Genomic DNA, 19902 nt, shown 5'->3' with positions numbered 1-19902 from the left:
CAAGAACAAGGAGACCCGAGATGACCGCACTGAAGATCAACGGCGAGCGCCTGTGGCAATCGCTGATGGACCTGGCCCGCGTCGGCGCCACGCCGCGCGGCGGCAATGCGCGCCTGGCGCTGACCGCGCTGGACGGGCAGGGCCGCGACCTGGTGACGGGCTGGATGCGCGATGCCGGCCTGAGCGTGACCGTGGACCGCGTGGGCAATATCTTCGGCCGCCGCGCCGGGCGCAACGACAGCCTGCCGCCGGTGATGACCGGCAGCCATATCGACACCCAGCCCACCGGCGGCAAGTTCGACGGCTGCTTTGGCGTGCTGGCCGGGCTGGAAGTGATGCGCACCCTCGACGACCACGGGGTGCAGACCGAGGCGCCGCTCGAGCTGGCGATCTGGACCAACGAGGAAGGCACGCGCTTCGTGCCGGTGATGATGGGCTCGGGCGTGTTCGCCGGCATCTTCCCGCTGCAGACCGCGCTGGACGCCACCGACAACGAAGGCAAGCGCGTGGCCGACGAACTGCGCGCCATCGGCTACGCCGGCGACGCCGAAGTGGGCGGGCGGCAGGTGGGCGCGTATTTCGAGGCGCATATCGAGCAGGGTCCGGTACTGGAAGACGCCGGCAACGTGATCGGCGTGGTGACGGGGTCGCTGGGCCTGCGCTGGTACGACCTGACCGTGACCGGCATGGAAGCGCATGCCGGCCCCACGCCGATGCCGCTGCGGCGCGACGCGCTGTACGGCGCGTCCTTCATCCTGCAGGAGGTGGTGCGCATCGCCCATGATTTCGCGCCGCACGGGCGCGGCACGGTGGGCGTGCTCGACGTGCATCCCGCCTCGCGCAACGTGATCCCGGGCGAAGTGAAGTTCACCGTGGACCTGCGCCACCAGGATGCGGATCGCCTGGCGGAGATGGACGCGCGCCTGCGCGCGGCCTGCGCGGCGCTGGCGCGCGGCGAGACCACCGGCGCGCCGCTCGGCGTGAAGATCGAGGACGTGCAGTATTTCCCGCCCACGCCATTCGCGCCGGAGCTGGTGGGCCATGTGCGCAGTCAGGCCGCGGCGCTGGGTCATGCGCACCAGGACATCGTCACCGGCGCGGGTCACGACGCGGTGTACATCGCCACGGTGGCGCCCACCGCGATGATCTTCGTACCGTGCAAGGACGGCATCAGCCACAACGAGGTGGAAGATGCCAAGCCCGAGCACCTGGAAGCCGGCGCCAACGTGCTGCTGGGCGCGATGGTGGCGCAGGCCGGCGCATGAGGGCCGCCGCGCCGGCGGGCGGCAGCGCGGCGGGCTGGTGGCGCGGCGGCCTGATCTTCCTGTGCGCGGTGGCCTTGTTCGCCACCGTGGACGCCACCGCCAAGCACCTGGTGGGGCGCTACCCGGCGCCCTTCCTGAACGCGGTGCGCTACGCCGCCACCGCCACGGTGGCGGTGCTGATGCTGGCGCGCTCGGGACGCCTGCGCTTCTGGCGCACGCCGCACCGCGGCCTGCTGGCGCTGCGCGGCGTGATGCTGGCGCTGGTCGGCACCTGCTTCATGACCGCGCTGCTGTGGATGCCGCTGGCCGAGGCCACCGCGATCTACTTCATGTCGCCGCTGGTGATCGTCGCGCTGTCGCCGTGGCTGCTGGGCGAGCATGTGGGCTCGCGCAAGTGGCTGGCGGTGGGTGCGGGCTTTGCCGGCATGCTGCTGATCGTGCGGCCAGGCTCGCAGTTGTCGCCGCTGGGCACCTTGCTGATGGTGGCGGCAGCCTTCGCGTATGCACTGCTGCAACTGCTCACGCGGCGCCTGGCCGGCAAGGCCGATGCCGGCGTGCAGTACGGCTTCGCCGCGGTGATCTGCATGATCGCCACCGGCCTGCCGGCGCCGTTCTTCCTGCCGGCCGTGTGGCCCGGCGCGGCGGACTGGCTGGCCATCCTCGCCATGGGTTTCATGAGCGCCGGCGCGCAGGTGCTGCTGATCCTGGCGCTGCAGCGCGCGCCGGCCTCCACCCTGGCGCCGCTCAACTATTGCCACCTGCTGCTGGCGCTGGTGTACAGCGCGCTGTGGTTCGGCCGCTGGCCTGACGGGCCCGCCATGGCGGGCATCGCGCTGATCATCGCAGCCGGCCTGTCCCTGACCTTGCCAACGCGCGCCACGGCCCACGGGCGTGGGCGCTTTCGTTCCACCTCAAGCGCGGAATGATCGTGAGTGGATCGCACGACCTCGCCCACCGGATGCCGTTCGGCGGGGTCGGGCAATCAGGCAACGGCCACGACAAGTCATTGCATGCGTTCGATAAATGCACTGACATAAAGACGGCCTGGATTAAATTTGGTTGAGTGAATCTATTTAAATAAATTGGAAAGGAGGTATCGCTTTATTTTCATGTGAAGGACGTTGACTGATCGCATGACGGGATGACAATGTCGCCTTTCATGCGGGATAGCCATGCTTTTTGTCGTATCGATGCCGTTGGAGCGGGCAGGAGGATACCGTGTCTTCATGATGGAATTCATATCGAAAATTCCATCGGAGTGCATGATTCTTGATTGCGCATCCAATCAGGTGCAGATTTCGCTGAAAACGGTATGCCGGTTCCGGGGAAATCCGTTTCCAAGTGGCATGGCAATTGCTTCATTGATCCTTAACCCCAGCCGGGACGATCCCATCTCCTAGAGGCAAGCCACACCATGCACAATCATCCGTTCAAGAAACGACGCGCAGCCACGCTCGCCATCCTGCTGGGCGCCGGCCTCGCCGCCGCACCCTCGCTGTTTGCCCAGACAGCGCGCGACTGGCCCACGCAGCCCGTGCGTATCGTGGTGCCGTTCCAGGCCGGCTCCGCCACCGACCTCATCACGCGCCAGCTCGGCATCGGGCTGGGCAAGGAGTACGGGCAGACCTTCGTGGTGGAGAACCGCCCGGGCGCGGCGGCGATGATCGGCAGCGAGGCCGCCGCGCGCGCGCCCGGCGACGGCTACACCTTGCTGATGTCCGGCCCGGCTTCGCTGGTGACCAACCGCTTCCTCTACAAGAAACTCAGCTACGATCCCGACGCCTTCGAGAAGGTCGCGGTGGTGGCGTTCACGCCCAACATCCTGCTGTCCAGCCCGGACCTGCCGTTCAAGACCTTGCCCGAGATGATCGCTTACGCCAAGGCCAATCCGGGCAAGCTGACCTATGCGTCGTTCGGTGCCGGCACCACCTCGCACATGGCCGGAGAAATGCTCAAGGCGCTGGCCGGCATCGATATCGTGCACGTGCCGTACAAGGGGGCGGGCGAGGCGATCCCGGCGCTGCTGTCGGGCCAGGTGTCGATGTACTTCGACACCATCATGACCGGGCTGCCCTATGTGAAGGCCGGCAAGCTGCGTGCGCTGGGCATGTCCAACGCCAGGCGCTCGGCGATTGCGCCGGATATCCCCACCATCGCGGAGCAGGGCTACCCGGGCTTCGATATCGCGCCCTGGTACGGCATCGTCGCCCCCAAGGGCACGCCGCCCGAGGTGGTCGGCAAGCTCAATGCATCGATCAACAAGCTGCTCAAGGATCCGGGCTTCCGCGAGAAGCTGGCGGCCACCGGGGCAGAGCCGCGTGGCGGCTCGGTCGCGGATTTCGGCGCAATGGTCGGCGCGGAAATCCCGCGCACGGAGAAGCTGGTGAAGCAGTCGGGCATCAGCCTGCAATAGTGATGGTGGCGCCCGGGCTGCGGGAAAGGACGGGGGCGCGCCACGCGCAAGGCAGCAAGCGCCCCTCGGGGACTACATCATGTGGTGGGAGAAATGTCCTTGCTCGGCACCGGCCATCAGGTCGGTGAACTGCTCGCAGGTCATGTGGACCAGCTGTTGGTGATCGCCTGCCTCGAAGAACACTTCCGGCTGCGCCAGCAGGCTCTCGTCGAGATAGGTGTGCATGCCATACGCCATGGCCACGGGAGGAATGGCGCCGAAGTCGCAGTCCTTGAAGACTTCGCGGATCTCGTCTTCCTGCGCGAGGATCAGCGTGCGGCCTGTCTGCGCGCACAGCGCCGCCAGGTTCAGGTGATGGCTGGACGGGATGACCACGGCCACGTAGCCGATTTCGTCCTCCAGCAACAGGGTCTTGGCCAGGCGGTCTCCGGGAACGTGTGCTGCCTCGGCAGTGGCCATGCTGCTGAGGGTGTAGGGATGGCGGATGGTATCGAAACGGCTGTTCCTGCTGTTCAGGCAATTTGCCAGGGTGGTAGCCAAGGCCATGATGCGTCTCCTTCGCTGTACGTTGCAGTCCGGGCCGGTTGACCCCTGCGTTTCCTACTATAGACGGCGTTGCCGGGCTGCCAAGCCGCTGTGCGCACCGGTGACGCCGGCGTCATGCGGGGGTCACGGCTCGTCGGGTGCTTCGTCGGGCTCGCCGGCGGGTGGCGTCTGCCGGGGTGCGGGCCACAGGGCCTGCAACTCGGTCTTGAGAAAGTTCAGCAGGTAGCGCGTGGCCATGGTCTGGTAGCGGTTGGGCATGGTCAGCATGTAGAGGCGGCTGCCGAACACACTGATGTGGTAGTCCGGCAGCAGCGCTACCAGCGTGCCCGCCTCGAGCTCGGCGCCAATGGCGTAGAGGGGGAAGATGCCGAGGCCGAGATCGCCCAGCACGCCGTCCTTGAGGAAGGCGAAGTTCTCCGAGCTGAGCGTGGGCTCCAGCGCCACCTGCTCGCGCACGGAATCGGCGCCCTGGCCGCGCGAGCCGAACGCCTTGAGCTTCTGGCCGATGGGCGAGGCACACACGATCGCATGGTCCTTGAGATCGGCCAGCTCGCGCGGGGCGGGCTGCGTGGCCAGGTAGCCCGGCGAGCCGCACACTATCCATTCGACCACGCCGATCTCGGTGGCCACCACCGAATCGGGGGGTGTCGAGATGATGCGCAAGGCCACTTCCACATCCTCGGAGACCAGGTTGTGGATGCGGTTGTCGAACACCACGTCGAGCGTGATGTCGGGGTAGCGGTGCTTGAACTTCACGAGCAGCGGCGACAGCATCGCGTGGCCCAGCCCGGTCGGCACCGACAGGCGCACATGGCCTTGCAGGCTCTTGCCCATGCTGTTGATCAACGCGTTGGCCGCTGCCACCTCGCCCAGGATATTGCGGCCGTGCTCGTACAGGCCGGCGCCCACCGGCGTGGGTTCCACATGGCGCGTGGTCCGGCGCAGCAGCTGCACGCCGAGCGCCTCCTCCAGCGCCTTGAGGTGGTAGCTCACGTTGGCGCGCGTCATCTTGAGCTTGCGCGCGGCGGCCGACAGGTTGCCGGCGTCGACGATGTCCACGAACAGGCGAAGGGCATTGAGATCCATGTGGCGCTTGAAATCCTTTATGAAAGCGTGCAGCGTGCAGCGGGCAGCGGGCAGCGGGCGTCGGCACGGCAGGGAGTTTAGCGTTGATCGCCCGCGCGCCTGGCGCGCACGCGCYGCCTGCCTATAGTTCCTCCTGCAGCGGCAGCAGGCGCAACAGCCCCTGCCCGAGATGCTGGAAGAAGCCCATGTCCGGCTCGCTGCGATAGGTCCGAAGCAGGCCGTCCTCGCGCGTGACCCAGACCATCTGCTGCTGCCCGCTGGCGGGATCTGCCTCCAGCATGACCTTGTAGGCGACGTCGAGCAGCTTGTCGTCCAGTCCCGTGCTGAGCGTGGCGCACAGCGCGGCGCTGTCGAGCACCACGCCCATCTCGGTGTTCAGCCGTGCCGAGCGGGGGTCCAGGTTGAGCGAGCCGACGAACAGCAGGTGGCGGTCCACCATATAGCTCTTGGCGTGCAGGCTCGCCCGGCTCTTGCTGATCAGGCTGCGGTGGCCGGTGCGGGCCATCTCCGCGTAGGCCGACGGCTTGAGTTCATACAGCTCGACGCCGGCTTCGAGCAGTGCCTGGCGCGTGGGCGCATAGCCGGCATGCACCGCGCTGACATCGGTGGCGGCGTAGGAATTGGTGAGGATGCGCACATGCACGCCGCGCTGCGCCRGGGCGGCAAGCCACTCGACGGATTTGCGGTCGGGCACGAAGTAGGGCGAGACCAGGGATAGCTCCTGTTGCGCGCTTCCCAGCAGCCGCGCCAGCTTCGGGATGGCGTGGGTGGAGTCGTCCTCGGGCGGTAGCGTGACCTTGACGGCCTGGTCGGCGATCACCGTGCCACGTCCCCAGTAGGCGGGCAGCTTGCCGGCTTCGAGGGCGCGCACGATGCCGGAGGTGAAGAGTTCCTGCGCATACTCGCCTCCCCTGGCCTGCTCCGCCTCGCGGTCCAGGTATTTGCGCAAGGCCTCCACTTCGGCCTGCGCGTCGTCCGGCGCGGGCAGCAGCGCTGCCGCCGGATAGCTCGCGGCGCCGTTCCAGTAGTCGTCGAAGACGGCGGACACCTGTTGCACCACGGGGCCGCCGGCCAGCACGTCGAAATCCGTGAAGTCGCTGGCGGCGTCGGCGGAGAAGTACGGGTCGCCGATATTGCGTCCGCCCACCACCGCGAGCTGATTGTCGGCGGTCATCGATTTATTGTGCATGCGCCGGTCCAGGCGCCGGAAGCTCGTGGCGAAATCGAGCCAGCGCGCGCCGCGATTCGCAAACGGGTTGAACAGCCGTACCTCGATATTGGGATGCGCGTCGATGGCCGCCAGCGCACGGTCCTGCCCCGACAGGTGAAGGTCGTCGAGCAGCAGCCGCACGCGCACCCCGCGGTCGGCCGCCGCCACCACGGCGCCGAGCAGGGTCTTGCCGGTGAGGTCGGCGTCGAAGATGTAGTACTGCAGGTCCAGGCTGCGCTCGGCGCCGCGCGCCAGCGCGAGCCGCGCCACCAGCGCGTCGGGGCCGGATGACAAGGGATAGAACACCGATTCGCCGGGGTGTTGCGCCTGCCCCGGCGCCAGCGCCTGGCCGAGCCTCGTGCTGGCCGTATCGGTCAGCGCATGCGAGGGCGTGCCGCCGGGCGGCTGCGGCAGGCTGGCGCAGGCTGTCAACAGCGCCAGCATCATCGCCATGCCGACGCGCGTGCCGAGCCAGCCGGGGCGGCACCGGAGCGCTTCGACGGGATCCACGGCACCGCTCACGTGTGAATGGGGTTTATCTCGCAGCGCAAGCGGCATCTCGTATTCCCCCGAATTGAAGTGGCCCGGTTCCCAATGGACGCGCGAATTGCACGTTACCACCGGTTTGATGCGGCAGGCAAAGAACGAGGCCGGCCAGCGTACGACCGGGCGGGCACCAATTGGCAATGCCGCGCTGGCGCGCGTTTGAATCAAAGCAGGCAATGCATTGCGATTCAAGTGCCGTGGGCATGCCGGGGCCTTTCCTTGCAAAAAAACTTCCGCATCGGGGGCACCGGCCATCCGCCCGGTGCGATACGCATGCGGCGCGAAAGTGGATATTGCTTAGCATCGGCTTTGAAGGTCTTCGCCAATTTCCATGCCGCTTCGCGCATTGTCCAGGAACTGTCCGATGGCCGGGATTTGATCCAATCCATGGTGGCGAGGCGATGGCCGGTAGCGGCCTGCCGGCGGCAATTGCGGGCCCATTGGCCCTGCTTTCGGCTTTCAAACCCCTTTCTTGCCGCCGCGGGTTGCTTGAATACACCAGCATGGCGGCGGTCAAAGCGGGGATAGGAAACCGCAATATCCGTGGCGCTAATACGTGAATCCGGAATCTTCAGGGACACGCATTGGCCGTTGCCAATCACGGCAATCGGACCATTCCGCCCAATCGGCACGGCCGCGGGGCATGCCCCAAATGGCAGCGAAATTCGGACGGTTGTATCAAGTTCTTACGTTGCTATTTCTTTATTAATCAAACGTGGTAGGCTGTGGCAGCAAATTTTCCCTATCATTCAATTAACCCTGACCCAGGAGAATCAAAATGGCGACGTACAAGCAGCTGATCGCGGAGAAGGAAGCGCTCGAGGCAAAACTGACGGAGATGCGCGCCAGTGAAGTGTCCGGCGTCATTGCCCAGATCCAGGGTCTCATGTCGGAATATGAACTGACGCTCGACGATATCGCTCCCAAGCGCCGCCGCGGCCGTCCGGCAGCCGGCGCCAATGGCAAGGCCGCCAAGCCCAAGAGCGCGCTGCCCCCGAAGTACCGCGACCCCAAGACCGGGGCCACCTGGACCGGCCGTGGCCGCGCTCCGGCATGGCTGGGCAAGAACCGCACGCGCTTCCTGATCGCGGAAGCCTGATTGACGCGGCGGCGCCTGGGTGCCGCCCGGTTTTCCTGCCATCAACCCGGTTGCGGCGCTCCGCGCGCCGCGATCGGCGTGCCTGACGTTGCCTGTCCCGCCCTTGTTCGGGCTTCCCCCCCTGTTTCCATGAAAAAGCCGTCCGCGCATCGTCGCTGCTGGCTGCGTCCCGCTGGCGCTCATGCGCACGAGAAGCTGTTGTCGAAGCAGTACGCGACTTGCATGAACAAGGCTGGCATCACCACCACCGCCGGCATGCATGACTGCATCGCGGTGGAGACGGCGCACCAGGCTGCTGTTTTCCGCTTGCCAAAAGAAATGCMGCAATCACATTTTTCTGATTGTAAAAAATAACTATCCATTCTGTTCAAGACATGGGGGATTGTCAAAGCCAGGTGACGGCGTACCATGATGGCCACATCGTTGTTTGCCTTGACCGGAGATTTCCCATGAGCCTGGATGCAGAATCCTTTTCGCTGCTGCGCGCGTCGGTGCAGCGTTTTATCGACGAACGCCTGAAGCCGGCCGAAGACACGCTCGAGGAAATTGACGACGTACCGGCCGAGATCGTCGCCGACATGAAGGAGATGGGCCTGTTCGGGATCTCCATCCCCGAGAACTACGGCGGCATCGGCCTTTCGATGTCGCAGGAATGCGATGTGGTCTACGACCTCGGCCACACCGCCTTCGCCTTCCGCTCGGTGTTCGGCACCAATGTGGGCATCGGCTCGCAGGGCATCCTGATGGATGGCACCGAGGAGCAGAAGCAGGCCTACCTGCCCAAGATCGCCAGCGGCGAGCTGATCATCTCGTTCGCGCTGACCGAGCCGAATGCCGGTTCCGACGCGGCTTCGCTGCAGACCCGGGCCGAGCTCGACGGCGACCACTACGYCATCAACGGCACCAAGCGCTTCATCACCAACGCGCCGCGCGCGGGCGCCTTCACGCTGATGGCCCGCACCGGCGGTGCCGGCGCCTCGGGCATCTCGTCGTTCGTCGTGCCGGCCGATACCCCGGGCATCTCGCTGGGCAAGCCGGACAAGAAGATGGGCCAGCGCGGCACCAAGACCTGCGACGTGGTGCTGGAGAACGTGCGCGTGCCGGCGGCCAACATCATCGGCGGCGTGCCGGGCGTGGGCTTCAAGACTGCCATGAAGGTGCTTGACCGCGGCCGCCTGCATCTCTCGGCGCTGGCCTGCGGCATGGCGCACCGCCTGATCACGGACGCCGTGGCCTATGCCAAGGAGCGCAAGCAGTTCGGCCAGCCGATCGGCGATTTCCAGCTGATCCAGGCCATGCTGGCCGACAGCCAGGCCGAGCTGTACGCGGGCCTGTCGATGGTGCGCGACTGCGCTGCGCGCTATGACGCCAAGACGCCCGGCAAGAGCGATCCGGAAGTCAGCATGCTGGCCTCCTGCACCAAGATGTTCTGTACCGAGATGGTGGGCCGCGTGGCCGACCGCGCCGTGCAGATCCACGGCGGCGCCGGCTATATCGCCGAGTACAAGGCCGAGCGTTTCTACCGCGACGTGCGCCTGCTGCGCCTGTACGAAGGCACCACGCAGATCCAGCAACTGATCATCGCCAAGCAGCTCCTGCGCGACTGATCGCGCCGCGCGCAGGCGGGGGCGGGCACCACGTCCGTCCCGCCGCGCGCGCGGCGGCCTGCGCCGCCGGTTCGCATCCACCGCTCGCATCCACGGCTTGCATCCACGGCTTGCATCCGCGGCCTGCTTCATGGCCTGCTTCACGGCCCGCGGGCGCGCACCGCCCCGTCGCTTCAACGGAGACCACCCACGATGGCATTCGTCGCTTCCGGCGTGCCCGCGCGCAGCCCCGACCTTGTGGCAGCGGGCAATACGCCCGGCCGCCATGCGCTCCTGGCCGCCAATGACAATGCGGGGCCCGGCAGCGCGCCGTGCTATCCCATCATCGAAGCGCTGATGGCCGCCCTGCAGCCGGCGGACGCGCCGCTCGACTGCATTCGCCTGGCGCTTGGCGCCGGCCGCGCGCTGCACCGCGCCGATCAGGTGTGCTCCGTACAGCCGAGCCGGCTGCAGAGCTTCGACGGCGCGCTCTATCGCACTGGCGCCCGTGCCTGGACCATTCTCTACAGCGACCGCCTGGCCGCGCCGGACGCGCGCTTCATGATTGCCTACCTGCTCGGCAGGCATCTGCTGGGCGGCACCGACCTGGATTTCGTCGAGTGCGCCAACGAGGCGCTGATGGCCATGCCCGACGACGAATCGGCGGGCGGCCAGGCCTATGCCTTCGCCGGCCGCCTGCTGATGCCGCTCGACGTGTGCCGCCGCACCTTGCCCGGCGCGGTCGACCTCGACGCGCTGGCCGCGCTGGCCGGCCGCCTTGGCCTGCCATTGACGCATGTGGCGCGGCGCTGGCTGTCCTATACCGCGCAAAAGGCGGTGCTTACGCTCGAGCATCAGGGCCGCAGGCTGGGCAGCTGGGCCAGCGAAACCGCGTTCGGCCTGTGCGCCGAGCGGCTGGGCGGCACGCGCATGGTGCTTGCGGATGGCATCGGCATCGGCCTGTCCATCTGGCCCAGGCATGCCGCCGTGCGCGGGCAGTCGCGCAGGCCTGCGGCGTTTCCGCGCTAGCCGCGCAACGCGGGCCGGGCCCCCGCCCGGCAATGCGCGCGAGGGTCCGTGGACGCGCGCGCGGGCGCGTCAGTGTTCGTGGTGCAGGTACTTCGCCTGCCGCGGCAGGCGGAAGGCGACAAGGAACACGATCACCATCATCACCGTCACGTACCAATAGAAGCTCGATTCGTGGCCGAGCGATTTGAGGTCCAGTGCAACGTACTCGGCCGAGCCGCCGAACACGGCATTGGCCACCGCATACGCTAGCCCCACGCCCAGCGCCCGGATCTCGGTGGGGAACATCTCCGCCTTCACGATGCCGCTGATGGAGGTGTAGAGACTGACGATCGCCAGCGCGATGCAGATCAGCACGAAGGCGGCGAAGGGGCTGTGCACGCTCTTGAGCGCCGTCATCACCGGCACCGTGGCCAGCGCGCCCAGCGCGCCGAACATCAGCATGTTGTTGCGCCGCCCGATGCGGTCCGACAGCATGCCGAAGACCGGCTGCATGCACATATACACGAACAGGCAGCCGGTCATCACGTAGCTGGCTGTCTTGATCGACATGCCGGCCGTGTTGACCAGGTACTTCTGCATGTACGTGGTGAACGTATAGAAGATCAGCGAACCGCCCGCGGTGTAGCCGAGCACCGTGAAGAAGGCTGCCTTGTGATGGCGGAACAGCTCGGTCAGCGTGCCGGCCTCCTTGCTTGCGCGCGTGGCGGCAGAGGTGGTTTCATGCAGCGTGCGGCGCAGGAAGAGCGCGACGATGGCGGTGATCGCGCCGATCACGAAGGGAATGCGCCAGCCCCAGGATTTGAGCTCCTGCTCGTCGAGGAACTGCTGCAGCAGCACGACCACCAGCACGGCCAGCAACTGGCCGCCGATCAGCGTGACGTACTGGAACGAAGAATAGAAACCGCGCTGGCCCTTGAGCGCGACTTCGCTCATATAGGTTGCGGTGGTGCCGTACTCACCGCCCACCGAAAGGCCTTGCAGCAGGCGCGCCACCAGCAGCAGCGCGGGCGCCCACGCCCCGATGGTGTTGTAGGTCGGCAGGCTGGCGATCAGCAGCGAGCCGCAGCACATCATCAGCACCGAGATCAGCAGCGAGTTCTTGCGGCCATGCCGGTCGGCGATGCGCCCGAATATCCAACCCCCGATCGGCCGCATCAGGAAGCCGGCGGCAAACACGCCTGCGGTGTTGAGCAGTTGCGCGGTGGGATCGGATTTGGGGAAGAAGGACCCGGCAAAATAGATCGCGCAGAACGCGTAGACATAGAAGTCGAACCACTCGACCAGGTTGCCTGACGAGGCGGCGACGATGGCGTAGATGCGCTTGCGTTTTTCTTCGGCAGTCGGGGGGGCGTTCAGGGCGGGGGCGGACAGGTCGGTCATGGTTTGCCTCTTGCTTTTCGTCCTGAGGCCCCGCGCTGAAGACGGCCGCGGGGCCGGGCAGGCACGCAGGTTTCCAGTGTAGTGCGATTGCGCCGGCTCTGCGGCGGTGTGCGCAAAGGTGCATTCGGAGCGGAATCTGCGTGGTCGACAGGACCTGCTAGAGCACCATGAAGTAGTCGAACTCTCCTGTCACGACGTGACATTCCATGCAGCCCGGGACGTTCTGCGCGGCCTTTTCGAAGCCCGCGAAGGATATGGGCGCGGGGCGGTCCGGCACGGCTGAAGGGGAGGGAATACCTGGGCGGCGCACGAACGCCGCGCACGCCGGGGGCACGCGCCTGTCGCGCRATGCCTGCGGGCGTCGCGCGAATGAGGGCCTCCCGGGTGATCGCGCGCAATGCCGCGCGTATCGCTTGCCGCCTGTCTTTCCGCGGATTTACTGCGGTTCTTGCCGCGATTCCTGGCGCGGCTCCTGCGCATCCTGTGCTTCCTGCGGCCAAACGCCGTCCACATCCCTCAGCAGATGGCCTGCCAGGATATAGTCGCCCAGTCGGGTGGCCTTGGCTTCGAGATCGAGCAGTTCGTGATCGGCCAGCGTGCCGAGGTCGAACTGGCAATACAGGTTGCGTTGGCGGAAGGTAGTCTTGGTTTTGGCAAGCCCTTCGATCAGGGCTTCGCGCGAATGGACAGCGATGCTTTCCTGTCCCCGGTACTGCACTTTAATGCCGCGTTTCTCTCCGAGCCGGCCCAGTTCGACGGCGTCCTGCCATCCGGTCTCATAGTCCAGCTCAAGGGCCAGCACATCTTTCGATGCGAGAAGCCGAAGCGCTTCTGCCTTGCTGCTAGCTCGCACTATTGACATCCACACCTCTTATATCAACTTATACTGTACGAATATACAGTCAACGCGCTGTTGCGGCAAGGGGTCGCCCCCCGGCCGGCCACGCTGCCGCACCGCGGGCGTCCTGCGACACCCGGGCAACCTCCATTTTCCTCCACTCTCGCGGTTTCAGGGGGATGGCGTTGCTACCGCAGGGGTGTTGCCTGCCTTTATGGTGGCTGCGCCATCTTGCGCTGCCGTGACAGAAAAATCTCCTGCGTATACCTGGACCACCCTGGCCGGATCCACATACTTGCGGATCGCGGCGTTGACCTGCTCGACGCTCGCCGTGGCGATAGCTTGCTCGAACTCCGTGACATAGCGCATGGTGCGCCCGAGAAACAGCTGGCCGGCCAGCGTGCCGGCCAGGGCCGAGTCGCTGGTGCGCGCGAGCGCGCCTTGCTGCAACAGGCCGCTCCTGGCCTGCGCCAGTTCCTCCGGCGTGATGCCTTGGGCCGTCAGCCGAGCCAGTTCTTCCGCGACGCCCCGCTTGAGCTTGTCGAGGTTTTGCGGCGCATACGCCGCTTGCATGCCGAGGCGCCCATTGGTATCGAGCGCGCCAACCTGAACGAAGCTGCCCACACTGTAGCTGATTCCGTCCTGCTGGCGCAGGCGGTCGGCCAGCCGGCTCTTGAGCGGGTTGCCGCCGAAGACGCGGTTGGCGATCACCAGGGCCGGATAGTCGGGGGCGTCGCTGGTCAGCTCCACCGGCAGCGCGGCCAGATACACGGCGTTGGCCTTGCCCGTTGTCTCGCGCGTGAGGCTCGCCGGCGGCAGCGCCACGAACGGCCGCGCGATGCGTGCATACGGCGCCTGTGCGCGCCAGTCGCCGAACAGGCTGGCCAGCTGGGCGCGGGCGGCCGGCTGGTCGAAATCGCCGACCAGCGTGACCTGGCCGTCGCCGGCCCCGTAGAAGCGCGCGTGGAAGGCGCGGACCTCGTCGAGCGTCAGTCGCCTGAGGGCGGCGATGTCTTCCTGCGGCGTGGCCACGTAACGGGGATCCCCGGCAGGGTAGGGATTGCCGTGCCGCCCCAGCGCGAGCGAAGCGAGCGTTTCCGGGCGCCCCAGCCCGCCTTCGATGCCGGCGATGGCGTTGGCGCGCAGGGTCTCGAACTCGGCGACAGGCAGGCTGGGCTCGCGCAGCACGTCGCGGATCAGTGCCAGCGTCTGCGCCAGCGTGTCGCGCCGCGCCTCGAAGCGCACCGTGACACCCTCCGCATCGCCCTGCAGCGACACYGAGGCCTTGAGCGCGGCCAGCCGGTCGGAGATCTGTTGCCGGTCCATCGTGACCGTGCCCCGCATCAGCATGGCGGCCGTGATGTCGCCCGTGGCGTCGAGGCCCTGCAGGCTACTCAGCTCGCCCGTGCGCAGGACCACCCGGCCGCTCACGGTCTGTCCGCGGCTGGGCTTGGGCAGCAGGGCGAACTGCATGCCGTTGGCGAGCTTGCCGCGCAGCGTGTGCGCTTCGATATTCTCCGGGCTCGGGTCGAAGGCCGCCACCGCGGCCCTGGCCGGCTTGGCCTGGAAGCCCGCCACCATGGCGGCGACATCCGGCGCGGCGGGCATGGCGGCGGGCGCCAGCGCGGCCGTGGCGGTCTCGCCGGGCATGTCGACGGGGATAAAGCGGCCGAGCGTGCGGTTGCTTGGGCGCAGGTAGTTCTGCGCCACGCGCTGCAGGTCGTCCAGGGTGACGCGCCCGGCCTGGTCGCGCGCGATCAGCAGCAGGCGCCAGTCGCCCTTGGCGATGGCATCGGACAAGGCCACGGCGTAGCCGGAGGGGTTCTCCAGCAGGCGCTCGTAGGCATTGAGCAGCCGGGTGCGGGCGCGCTCCAGTTCCGCCTGGGTCACCGGCCGTTCGGCAAAGCCCTCCACCTGCGCCAGCAATGCCCGCTGCGCGGCCTCGAGATCCTGCGTCTTGCCCAGGCCCGCGGCGAACAGCACCGAGCCGGGATCGCGCATGGCCGACACCGAGCCCGACTGCCAGTTGGCCTTGCCGCTTTCGACCAGCGCCTTGTACAGGCGGCCGCCCGCCCCGTCGGTCAGGATGTCGGCCAGCAGTTGCATCGCCACGGCATCCGGGTGCGCGCCCGGCGCGATGTGGTACTGAATCGCCACCATCTGCGCGTCACCCTTGCGGCGCAGGGTGATCTCGCGCGCGCCTTCCTGCGGCGGCTCCACGGTGTACTCCGCCGGCAGCGTGCGCGCCGGCTTCGGGATCGCGCCGAAAAACGTGCCGATGCGGGCCAGCGTGGCGGGCACGTCGAACTTGCCTGCCACCACCAGCACCGCGTTGTCGGGCTGGTAGTAGCGACGGTAGAAGGCCTGCAGGTTGCCGATGGAGACATGCTCCACGTCGCTGCGCGCACCGATCGGCGCCTTGCCATAGTTGTGCCAGCGGTAGGCCGCCGCGCGCATCTGCTGCGCGAGCATGGCGCCGGGTTCGTTCTCGGAGCGCTCCATCTCGTTGCGCACCACCGTCATCTCGCTGTCGAGCGCCTCGCGCGCGATGAAGCTGTTGACCATGCGGTCCGCTTCCATCTTCAGCGCCCAGTCCAGGTTCTCCTCGCTGGCGGAGAAGCTCTCGAAGTAATTGGTGCGGTCGAAGCCGGTGGTGCCGTTGAACTGCATGCCGCGGCGCGTGAGTTCCTGCGCGATGGTGTTGCCGGGCAAGGCCGGCGTGCCCTTGAACAGCAAGTGCTCGAGCAAATGCGCCATGCCGGTCTCGCCGTAGTTCTCGTGGCGGCTGCCCACCAGGTAAGTCATGTTGACGGTGGTCACCGGCTGGGCGTCGTCGGGCGCCAGCAGCACGCGCAGGCCGTTGGGCAGGCGGTACTCGGTGATGCCCTCGGCGCTGGCTACCTGGGCCGGGGTTGCCGCGGCAGGCTGCGTGCCGGCGGGAGCAGCAGGCGTGGAGACGCTGAAGGCCAGGGCCAGCAGGCAGGTGAGGCGCTTGAGGATAAGACGCATGCGGAATTCGGCTTGGAATGGGTTTGCTCCGGCGCGGGCGGACGGCAGGAACAGGCTGCGCCACCTGCGGCAAGGAAGGTCCGGAGGCCGATTCTAGCCGTTGCCGCGCCCTGTGGCGGCATGCCGTCGCGCTTTCCGACATTTCCGCATGCCGCCGGCACCCGCGAGTGCCGGGGCAAATGTCCGAATCCAGCCAGTCCGGTGCCGCCGACGGAGTAGCATGCACCCTATGAAACTCGATCCGGACACCTGCTACAAGGCCGTGGCCTCGCACGACCGCCGCTTCGACGGACGCTTCTTTGTCGGCGTGTCGTCCACCGGGGTGTACTGTCGCCCCGTGTGCGCGGTGCGCACGCCCAAGCGCGAGAACTGCACCTTCTACGAGACCGCCGCCGCGGCCGAGAAGCGCGGCTTCCGGCCCTGCCTGCGCTGCCGGCCCGAACTGGCGCCGGGGCACGGCTTGTCCGATCTGTCCGGGCGGCTGGCACAGGCGGCGGCCACGCTGATCGATGACGGCTTCATGGCCGATGCCGGCGTGGCCGCGCTGGCCGCGCGCATCGGCGTCACCGAGCGCCATCTGCGGCGGCTGTTCGACGCCCAGTTCGGGGTCTCGGTGCTGGAGTACGCGCAGACCCAGCGGCTGCTGCTGGCCAAGCGCCTGCTGACCGATACCGCGCTGACGGTGACCGACGTGGCGCACGCCGCCGGCTTTGGCAGCGTGCGGCGTTTCAACGACGTGCTCAAGACGCGCTACGGGCTCACGCCGCTGGCGATGCGCAAGCGCGCTGCCGACAACATGGCCGACGAACTGGTGTTCGAGCTGGGCTACCGCCCGCCGCTGGCATGGGCGTCGTGGCTGCAGTTCATCGGCGTGCGGGCGGTGGACGGCGTCGAGCAGCTCGGCGACGGCACCTACGCGCGCACGCTGGCCATCGACGTCGGCGGCCGCACCCATCTTGGCTGGCTGCGGCTCGAACATGTAGCGCGCCGCCACGTGATCCGCGTGACGCTGTCCGGCTCGCTGGCGCACGTCATCCCGCAAGCGCTGGGTCGCGTGCGCCGCCTGTGCGACCTCGGCTGTCGTCCCGATGTGGTGGACCAGCACCTGGGGCCGCTCGCGGCGCAAGCCCCCGGCATGCGCCTTCCCGGCGCGGTGGACGGTTTCGAGATCGCCGTGCGCGCGGTGGTCGGGCAGGTGATTTCGGTCAAGCATGCGCGCACCTTGCTGGCGCGGCTGGCAGAGCACCACGGCCCCGCGCTGGCGCAGCCGCTGCCGGGCCTGCGCTACGGCTTTCCAGGCGCTGCCGCGCTGGCGCTGGTGGCGCCCGAAGCGTTGCGCGAGATCGGCATCCCGCTGGCCAAGGGCCGGGCGATTCACGCCATCGCCAGCCGCGTGGCGGCGGGCGAGCTGAAGCTCGAACCGAGTGCCGCGCCCGAGGACGCCATCGCGGGCCTGTGCGCGATCGAAGGGGTGGGCGACTGGACCGCGCAATACGTGGCCATGCGCGCGCTGGGCTGGCCTGACGCATTCCCCGGTACCGACTACGCCTTGCGCAAGGTGCTCGGCATTGCTACCGTGCGTGCCATGAACGAACACGTTGCGCAGTGGGCGCCCTGGCGCGCCTACGCCGCCATCCATCTGTGGCGGCGCTATGAAGAGCGCAAGGAACAAGAGTCGAGAGACAAGGAGAAGGCCACGCCATGATTGCCTATCGCATTATCCCCAGCCCGCTGGGCGAGGTGCTGCTGCGCGCCGACGGGGCGCGCCTGAGCGGGCTCTTCTTTGCCGGGCAGAAGCATTATCCCGCGACGGCCACTCCGGCCGCGATCGTGCCGGCCGCGGCCAAGGCCGTCTTCGAGCAGGCCGCCGACGAACTGGACGACTACTTCGCCGAACGGCTGCAGGCATTCACCGTGCCCATGGTGCTGGCCGGCAGCGCTTTCCAGCGCTCGGTCTGGGACGCGCTGCGCGCGATCCCGTTCGGCGAGACGCTCTCGTACGGCGAACTAGCCGCGGGCCTGGGCCTGCCACCCACGCATGCGCGCGCGGTCGGGGGCGCGGTGGGACGCAATCCGCTGTCGGTGATCGTGCCATGCCACCGCGTGCTCGGCGCCAGCGGAGACCTCACCGGCTACGCCGGCGGCACCGACCGCAAGCGCGCGCTGCTGCGCCTCGAGGGCACCGCCGCCGCGGCTGCCCTGCCCATCCTGCGCCAGTCAGCGCTGGCGTTCGAATGAGCGGCAGGCCGCCGCCGCCTTTCGCCGGTATTTCCGCTCCTGTACGATAGGGAGCGGACCCGGAAGTGGCCTGGCCGGCAAGTTGCCCGGGCAACCATGCGAGGGCCGAATCGATTGAAGCCACCGGCTGGCTTCAGCGGAGCGTGGTTTCGAATCTCGGCAGGGGTGGCTCACCATGGCATATCGGCTGGATCCGCTGTTCCTTGGGCTGGGTATCGTCGTCTGCGATATTCTCGCCTGGCGCCTTATCCGCGCCGAACGCCAAAGGCTGCGCCTCTTCGTCCGTCTGGCCATCTTCGCGCTCCTGACCATCGTCCTGTTCCGGGGCGGCATGGTCCCGCTCGATGCCGCTCCGTGGCCTGACCAGCCAGTCCGGCATTTTCTCGCGCAGGCGCTGGAGATCACCTGGTGGCTGCTCGGCGCCCGGGTCCTCGCGGCGCTCTCGGGCGCCCTGTTCCTGCCCAAGGCCTGGCAAGGCGAGCGCCTCTTCCAGGACGTTCTCGGCGCGCTGATCTTCGTTGCCGCCGCCGTCGCCGCCGTTGCCTATGTGCTGGAGCTTCCGGTGAGCGGCCTGCTGGCGACATCGGGGGCGCTGGCGATCATTGTCGGGCTGGCCATCCAGAGCACCTTGAGCGACGTGTTCTCCGGCCTTGTCCTCAACACCACCCAGCCCTACCACCTTGGCGACCTGGTATCCATCGATGGCGTCGACGGGAAGGTGCTCGAGATCAACTGGCGCGCCACCCATCTGCTGAGCGCGCAAGGCAACCTGATCGTCATTCCCAACAACGCAACCGCGCGCGCCAAGATCACCAACTTCAGCCGGCCTTCGGAGCTTCATGGCGTCAACGTGATCATCGAGGTGACACCGGAGGCGCGCCCGCAACTGATCCTCGATGCGCTTGAACGTGCCATCAGGGGCTGCCGGGTGGCACTGCCGAAGCCGGAGCCATCCGTCATGGTCAAGCGCATGAACACGAACGCGATCGAGTACGAGATGACGTGCTACGTGGCCTCCCTGGCGAGCAAGGCAACCGCGGCGAACCAGCTCTTCGATCTCGCATACCGACACCTGGCTTCCGCCGGCATCGACCTGCGCTCGCTGGCCACCACCTACAGCAAGCCGCCTTCCGCTTCCGACCGTCGCCTGCGGCTGCTCTCCACGGTGAACATCTTCCAGGAGCTCGATGCGGATGAGCTTTCGCGTCTGGCCAAGCGCCTGTCGCGGCATGAATACGAGTCAGGACAGGAGGTCGTCGCGAGTACCGATATCACCGACTACCTCCTGCTGGTGGACGCCGGCGTGCTCTCCGTGACGGCGAACCGGGGGGGCGAGCGCGTCGAGACCGCGCGGCTCGGCCCCGGCGATACCTTCGGGGAGTTCGGCGTGCTCGCCGGCATTCCCATGCAAGTCACCATCGAGGCCATCACCAGCGTAGTGCTCTACCGGCTGGAGAAGACGGATCTCACGCCGATTCTCCAGGCGCGCCCGGAAGTGGGGTCGAGGATGTGCAACCTGCTCTCCCAGCGCAAGGAATCGAACGATACGCTGGCGAAGATGCGAGTCGCGCCGGAAGCACAGAAGACCAGCATCCTGCAGTGGCTGCAGGCAAAAATGCATGCCCTGCACGATATGGCATGAAGTGACGCGCGATTG

At 67.3% G+C, this 19902-nt stretch carries 17 protein-coding genes and 1 pseudogene; 10 read left to right on the top strand and 8 right to left on the bottom strand.

Translation table 11 applies throughout. The features are described 5' to 3' along the window. Positions 1-20: 20 nt before the first annotated feature. The 3 genes from AC1DK4_RS12585 to AC1DK4_RS12575 all read left to right on the top strand — a co-directional run bounded on the left by AC1DK4_RS12585 (position 21) and on the right by AC1DK4_RS12575 (position 3678). Complete coding sequence (locus tag AC1DK4_RS12585) at positions 21-1265, top strand: Zn-dependent hydrolase (RefSeq protein WP_441650090.1); 1245 nt, start codon at positions 21-23, stop codon at positions 1263-1265. Then, on the top strand, positions 1262-2191 hold the full coding sequence (locus AC1DK4_RS12580; protein WP_441650091.1) for a DMT family transporter: 930 nt from the start codon (positions 1262-1264) through the stop codon (positions 2189-2191). The genes AC1DK4_RS12585 and AC1DK4_RS12580 overlap by 4 nt, the downstream gene beginning before the upstream one ends. Before the next feature lie 488 nt (positions 2192-2679). Next, positions 2680-3678, top strand: coding sequence for a Bug family tripartite tricarboxylate transporter substrate binding protein (locus tag AC1DK4_RS12575; RefSeq protein ID WP_477115657.1), 999 nt, complete (start codon positions 2680-2682; stop codon positions 3676-3678). A 72-nt stretch (positions 3679-3750) separates the two neighbouring features. Here the strand turns inward: AC1DK4_RS12575 and AC1DK4_RS12570 are convergent, their stop codons facing one another. The 4 genes from AC1DK4_RS12570 to AC1DK4_RS12555 form a co-directional block, all read right to left on the bottom strand. Further along, complete coding sequence (locus AC1DK4_RS12570) at positions 3751-4224, bottom strand: aminoacyl-tRNA deacylase (RefSeq protein ID WP_441617259.1); 474 nt, start codon at positions 4222-4224, stop codon at positions 3751-3753. 123 nt (positions 4225-4347) lie between these two features. Continuing rightward, positions 4348-5310: a LysR family transcriptional regulator gene (locus AC1DK4_RS12565; protein ID WP_441650093.1), complete on the bottom strand. Its 963-nt coding sequence runs from the start codon at positions 5308-5310 to the stop codon at positions 4348-4350. A gap of 121 nt (positions 5311-5431) precedes the next feature. After that, positions 5432-6973 carry a phospholipase D family protein gene (locus tag AC1DK4_RS12560; protein ID WP_477131571.1) on the bottom strand — a complete coding sequence of 514 codons (1542 nt, stop codon included), beginning with the start codon at positions 6971-6973 and terminating at the stop codon, positions 5432-5434. A gap of 281 nt (positions 6974-7254) precedes the next feature. Next, positions 7255-7647 carry a hypothetical protein gene (locus AC1DK4_RS12555; RefSeq protein WP_441650094.1) on the bottom strand — a complete coding sequence of 131 codons (393 nt, stop codon included), beginning with the start codon at positions 7645-7647 and terminating at the stop codon, positions 7255-7257. A 197-nt stretch (positions 7648-7844) separates the two neighbouring features. Here AC1DK4_RS12555 and AC1DK4_RS12550 point away from each other — a divergent pair, with 197 nt between their 5' ends. The 4 genes from AC1DK4_RS12550 to AC1DK4_RS12535 all read left to right on the top strand — a co-directional run bounded on the left by AC1DK4_RS12550 (position 7845) and on the right by AC1DK4_RS12535 (position 10780). Further along, positions 7845-8165: an H-NS histone family protein gene (locus tag AC1DK4_RS12550; RefSeq protein WP_441617265.1), complete on the top strand. Its 321-nt coding sequence runs from the start codon at positions 7845-7847 to the stop codon at positions 8163-8165. A gap of 222 nt (positions 8166-8387) precedes the next feature. Further along, on the top strand, positions 8388-8519 hold the full coding sequence (locus AC1DK4_RS12545) for a hypothetical protein (RefSeq protein ID WP_477131560.1): 132 nt from the start codon (positions 8388-8390) through the stop codon (positions 8517-8519). A 95-nt stretch (positions 8520-8614) separates the two neighbouring features. Next, complete coding sequence (locus tag AC1DK4_RS12540; RefSeq protein WP_477131559.1) at positions 8615-9772, top strand: acyl-CoA dehydrogenase family protein; 1158 nt, start codon at positions 8615-8617, stop codon at positions 9770-9772. A gap of 192 nt (positions 9773-9964) precedes the next feature. Continuing rightward, the gene (locus AC1DK4_RS12535) at positions 9965-10780 is read left to right on the top strand and encodes an ImmA/IrrE family metallo-endopeptidase (RefSeq protein WP_441650096.1); all 816 of its coding nucleotides are present in this window, start codon (positions 9965-9967) and stop codon (positions 10778-10780) included. Between the two features lie 69 nt (positions 10781-10849). On the opposite strand, the gene AC1DK4_RS12530 is transcribed toward AC1DK4_RS12535, so the two are convergent. The 4 genes and pseudogenes from AC1DK4_RS12530 to AC1DK4_RS12515 form a co-directional block, all read right to left on the bottom strand. Beyond that, a complete protein-coding gene (locus tag AC1DK4_RS12530) occupies positions 10850-12160 on the bottom strand; it encodes an MFS family transporter (protein ID WP_441643344.1) in 1311 nt (436 codons plus the stop codon). A 160-nt stretch (positions 12161-12320) separates the two neighbouring features. Beyond that, a pseudogene (locus AC1DK4_RS12525) lies at positions 12321-12437 on the bottom strand (Lrp/AsnC ligand binding domain-containing protein); the annotation flags it as partial. Positions 12438-12596: 159 nt separating this feature from the next. Continuing rightward, positions 12597-13022, bottom strand: a complete 426-nt coding sequence (locus AC1DK4_RS12520) for a PHA-granule associated protein 4 (protein ID WP_441617274.1) — start codon at positions 13020-13022, stop codon at positions 12597-12599. Between the two features lie 147 nt (positions 13023-13169). Continuing rightward, the gene (locus AC1DK4_RS12515; protein ID WP_441650097.1) at positions 13170-16007 is read right to left on the bottom strand and encodes a M16 family metallopeptidase; all 2838 of its coding nucleotides are present in this window, start codon (positions 16005-16007) and stop codon (positions 13170-13172) included. A gap of 229 nt (positions 16008-16236) precedes the next feature. Between AC1DK4_RS12515 and AC1DK4_RS12510 the strand changes: the two genes are divergently transcribed. The 3 genes from AC1DK4_RS12510 to AC1DK4_RS12500 all read left to right on the top strand — a co-directional run bounded on the left by AC1DK4_RS12510 (position 16237) and on the right by AC1DK4_RS12500 (position 19887). Further along, the gene (locus tag AC1DK4_RS12510; protein WP_441650111.1) at positions 16237-17712 is read left to right on the top strand and encodes an AlkA N-terminal domain-containing protein; all 1476 of its coding nucleotides are present in this window, start codon (positions 16237-16239) and stop codon (positions 17710-17712) included. After that, on the top strand, positions 17709-18245 hold the full coding sequence (locus tag AC1DK4_RS12505; RefSeq protein ID WP_441617278.1) for a methylated-DNA--[protein]-cysteine S-methyltransferase: 537 nt from the start codon (positions 17709-17711) through the stop codon (positions 18243-18245). Before AC1DK4_RS12510 ends, AC1DK4_RS12505 begins: the two co-directional genes overlap by 4 nt. A 175-nt stretch (positions 18246-18420) precedes the next feature. Further along, on the top strand, positions 18421-19887 hold the full coding sequence (locus tag AC1DK4_RS12500; RefSeq protein WP_441650098.1) for a mechanosensitive ion channel family protein: 1467 nt from the start codon (positions 18421-18423) through the stop codon (positions 19885-19887). Positions 19888-19902 lie beyond the last annotated feature (15 nt).

The sequence above is a fragment of the Cupriavidus sp. 05N38 genome (genome assembly GCF_056397345.1).
The sequence above is the reverse complement of the archived record's forward strand: the minus strand, read 5'-3'. Positions and strand labels throughout refer to the sequence as shown.

What these genes read in the sequence shown, in the direction of transcription:
- AC1DK4_RS12585 (WP_441650090.1), top strand. Translation starts at nt 21, where the DNA reads ATGACCGCACTGAAGATCAACGGCGAGCGCCTGTGGCAATCGCTGATG.
- AC1DK4_RS12580 (WP_441650091.1), top strand. Translation starts at nt 1,262, where the DNA reads ATGAGGGCCGCCGCGCCGGCGGGCGGCAGCGCGGCGGGCTGGTGGCGC.
- AC1DK4_RS12535 (WP_441650096.1), top strand. Translation starts at nt 9,965, where the DNA reads ATGGCATTCGTCGCTTCCGGCGTGCCCGCGCGCAGCCCCGACCTTGTG.
- AC1DK4_RS12570 (WP_441617259.1), bottom strand. Translation starts at nt 4,224, where the DNA reads ATGGCCTTGGCTACCACCCTGGCAAATTGCCTGAACAGCAGGAACAGC.
- AC1DK4_RS12530 (WP_441643344.1), bottom strand. Translation starts at nt 12,160, where the DNA reads ATGACCGACCTGTCCGCCCCCGCCCTGAACGCCCCCCCGACTGCCGAA.
- AC1DK4_RS12510 (WP_441650111.1), top strand. Translation starts at nt 16,237, where the DNA reads ATGAAACTCGATCCGGACACCTGCTACAAGGCCGTGGCCTCGCACGAC.
- AC1DK4_RS12505 (WP_441617278.1), top strand. Translation starts at nt 17,709, where the DNA reads ATGATTGCCTATCGCATTATCCCCAGCCCGCTGGGCGAGGTGCTGCTG.
- AC1DK4_RS12550 (WP_441617265.1), top strand. Translation starts at nt 7,845, where the DNA reads ATGGCGACGTACAAGCAGCTGATCGCGGAGAAGGAAGCGCTCGAGGCA.
- AC1DK4_RS12520 (WP_441617274.1), bottom strand. Translation starts at nt 13,022, where the DNA reads ATGTCAATAGTGCGAGCTAGCAGCAAGGCAGAAGCGCTTCGGCTTCTC.
- AC1DK4_RS12575 (WP_477115657.1), top strand. Translation starts at nt 2,680, where the DNA reads ATGCACAATCATCCGTTCAAGAAACGACGCGCAGCCACGCTCGCCATC.
- AC1DK4_RS12565 (WP_441650093.1), bottom strand. Translation starts at nt 5,310, where the DNA reads ATGGATCTCAATGCCCTTCGCCTGTTCGTGGACATCGTCGACGCCGGC.
- AC1DK4_RS12500 (WP_441650098.1), top strand. Translation starts at nt 18,421, where the DNA reads ATGGCATATCGGCTGGATCCGCTGTTCCTTGGGCTGGGTATCGTCGTC.